Source organism: Microbacterium sp. NPDC060117 (genome assembly GCF_042729315.1).
Taxonomy (GTDB): domain Bacteria; phylum Actinomycetota; class Actinomycetes; order Actinomycetales; family Microbacteriaceae; genus Microbacterium.
This window is the reverse complement of the sequence record NZ_JBHWXR010000005.1, coordinates 1,375-4,741: the sequence shown is the minus strand read 5'-3', so window position 1 is coordinate 4,741 and position 3,367 is coordinate 1,375. Positions and strand designations below refer to the sequence as shown.

At 54.3% G+C, this 3,367-nt stretch carries 2 rRNA genes (1 of these 2 cut by a window edge); both read left to right on the top strand.

What is annotated here, in order from left to right:
• The first annotated feature begins 218 nt into the window (after positions 1-218).
• Positions 219-1,743 (top strand): 16S ribosomal RNA (locus ACFWCK_RS19345).
• A 401-nt stretch (positions 1,744-2,144) separates the two neighbouring features.
• Positions 2,145-3,367: ribosomal RNA gene (locus ACFWCK_RS19340) — 23S ribosomal RNA — on the top strand; it runs 1,104 nt beyond the window's last position.
• Together the 16S and 23S rRNA genes form the textbook arrangement of a ribosomal RNA operon.

Here is a 3,367-nt window from a genome sequence, read left to right as displayed (position 1 = left end):
AGGAGCATCCGATCCTTGAGAACTCAACAGCGTGCACTTGTCAAATGCCAATTTATTCCTCGTTCCAGTCTTTGGGCTGGTTTGAGAAATTCCTTTGGATCAAAGACCAGCCTCTTTTTGGGGTTGGCATTCGGATGAAGTCAGCAATGATGTCATCTCTTTGGTCAGTTTCGAACTCGCTGCGTTCCGGTTTTCCCCGGTTTCGTATGCATTTTTCTTTTACGGAGAGTTTGATCCTGGCTCAGGATGAACGCTGGCGGCGTGCTTAACACATGCAAGTCGAACGATGAACCCGAAGCTTGCTTTGGGGGATTAGTGGCGAACGGGTGAGTAACACGTGAGCAACCTGCCCCTCACTCTGGGATAAGCGCTGGAAACGGCGTCTAATACTGGATACGAGTCGCAACCGCATGGTTAGTGACTGGAAAGATTTTTTGGTGGGGGATGGGCTCGCGGCCTATCAGCTTGTTGGTGAGGTAATGGCTCACCAAGGCGTCGACGGGTAGCCGGCCTGAGAGGGTGACCGGCCACACTGGGACTGAGACACGGCCCAGACTCCTACGGGAGGCAGCAGTGGGGAATATTGCACAATGGGCGGAAGCCTGATGCAGCAACGCCGCGTGAGGGATGACGGCCTTCGGGTTGTAAACCTCTTTTAGCAGGGAAGAAGCGAAAGTGACGGTACCTGCAGAAAAAGCACCGGCTAACTACGTGCCAGCAGCCGCGGTAATACGTAGGGTGCAAGCGTTATCCGGAATTATTGGGCGTAAAGAGCTCGTAGGCGGTTTGTCGCGTCTGCTGTGAAATCCCGAGGCTCAACCTCGGGCCTGCAGTGGGTACGGGCAGACTAGAGTGCGGTAGGGGAGATTGGAATTCCTGGTGTAGCGGTGGAATGCGCAGATATCAGGAGGAACACCGATGGCGAAGGCAGATCTCTGGGCCGTAACTGACGCTGAGGAGCGAAAGGGTGGGGAGCAAACAGGCTTAGATACCCTGGTAGTCCACCCCGTAAACGTTGGGAACTAGTTGTGGGGTCCTTTCCACGGATTCCGTGACGCAGCTAACGCATTAAGTTCCCCGCCTGGGGAGTACGGCCGCAAGGCTAAAACTCAAAGGAATTGACGGGGACCCGCACAAGCGGCGGAGCATGCGGATTAATTCGATGCAACGCGAAGAACCTTACCAAGGCTTGACATACACGAGAACGGGCCAGAAATGGTCAACTCTTTGGACACTCGTGAACAGGTGGTGCATGGTTGTCGTCAGCTCGTGTCGTGAGATGTTGGGTTAAGTCCCGCAACGAGCGCAACCCTCGTTCTATGTTGCCAGCACGTAATGGTGGGAACTCATGGGATACTGCCGGGGTCAACTCGGAGGAAGGTGGGGATGACGTCAAATCATCATGCCCCTTATGTCTTGGGCTTCACGCATGCTACAATGGCCGGTACAAAGGGCTGCAATACCGTGAGGTGGAGCGAATCCCAAAAAGCCGGTCCCAGTTCGGATTGAGGTCTGCAACTCGACCTCATGAAGTCGGAGTCGCTAGTAATCGCAGATCAGCAACGCTGCGGTGAATACGTTCCCGGGTCTTGTACACACCGCCCGTCAAGTCATGAAAGTCGGTAACACCTGAAGCCGGTGGCCTAACCCTTGTGGAGGGAGCCGTCGAAGGTGGGATCGGTAATTAGGACTAAGTCGTAACAAGGTAGCCGTACCGGAAGGTGCGGCTGGATCACCTCCTTTCTAAGGAGCATCTGACTCTTCGGAGTCCAGAACCCAGATCGAAGGCACACGTTCTTCGCTGGGAGCTCATGGGTGGAACATTTGACATGGCATCAGAGCCAATGGTTTCTGCTAGTACGCACTTCGGTGTGGGAACGCGGGGGCCGGCGGGTTTGGTGCCTGCACGCTGTTGGGTCCTGAGGGACCGGGTGTGGGAACACATGCGGTACTTCTGGCCTTCATGCCTCTCACTGTGGTGAGGGGGTGGGGGACCGCCCGTACTTTGAGAACTACACAGTGGACGCGAGCATCTTCAACATGACCCTTTGGGGTTGTGTTGTTTTGATGATCTTAAAGATCATTAGTCAATTTCGAACTGGATCCTTCGGGGTCTGGTACCGATTCTTGATGAACTCATGTGATTTCAAGTCTTTAAGAGCAAACGGTGGATGCCTTGGCATCTGGAGCCGAAGAAGGACGTAGCAATCTGCGATAAGCCTCGGGGAACTGATAAGCGAGTTTTGATCCGAGGGTGTCCGAATGGGGAAACCCCGCTGGGCGGCGTGCCGACCTAGTGACTCCCGCCTGAATATATAGGGCGGGTAGAGGGAACGTGGGGAAGTGAAACATCTCAGTACCCACAGGAAGAGAAAACAACATGTGATTCCGTGAGTAGTGGCGAGCGAAAGCGGATGAGGCTAAACCGGGTGTGTGTGATAGCCGGCAGGCGTTGCATGCCCGGGGTTGCGGGACTTTTCTGATTGTTCTGCCGAACTTTCAGCGTTACAAGCAGGTATAGACGAACGGTTTTGAATGGCCGGTCATAGAGGGTGCGAACCCCGTAGTCGAAATGCCTGGCTTGGCGTGAAGAGTATCCCAAGTAGCACGGGGCCCGAGAAATCCCGTGTGAATCTGTCAGGACCACCTGATAAGCCTAAATACTCCCAGATGACCGATAGCGGACAAGTACCGTGAGGGAAAGGTGAAAAGTACCCCGGGAGGGGAGTGAAATAGTACCTGAAACCGTTTGCTTACAAACCGTTGGAGCCTCCTTAGTAGGGGTGACAGCGTGCCTTTTGAAGAATGAGCCTGCGAGTTAGCGATACGTGGCGAGGTTAACCCGTGTGGGGTAGCCGTAGCGAAAGCGAGTCTGAATAGGGCGATTCAGTCGCGTGTCCTAGACCCGAAGCGAAGTGATCTATCCATGGCCAGGCTGAAGCGACGGTAAGACGTCGTGGAGGGCCGAACCCACTTAGGTTGAAAACTGAGGGGATGAGCTGTGGATAGGGGTGAAAGGCCAATCAAACTTCGTGATAGCTGGTTCTCTCCGAAATGCATTTAGGTGCAGCGTTGCGTGTTTCTTGCCGGAGGTAGAGCTACTGGATGGCCGATGGGCCCTACAAGGTTACTGACGTCAGCCAAACTCCGAATGCCGGTAAGTGAGAGCGCAGCAGTGAGACTGTGGGGGATAAGCTTCATAGTCGAGAGGGAAACAACCCAGACCACCAACTAAGGTCCCTAAGCGCGTGCTAAGTGGGAAAGGATGTGGAGTTGCTGTGACAACCAGGAGGTTGGCTTAGAAGCAGCCACCCTTGAAAGAGTGCGTAATAGCTCACTGGTCAAGTGATTCCGCGCCGACAATGTA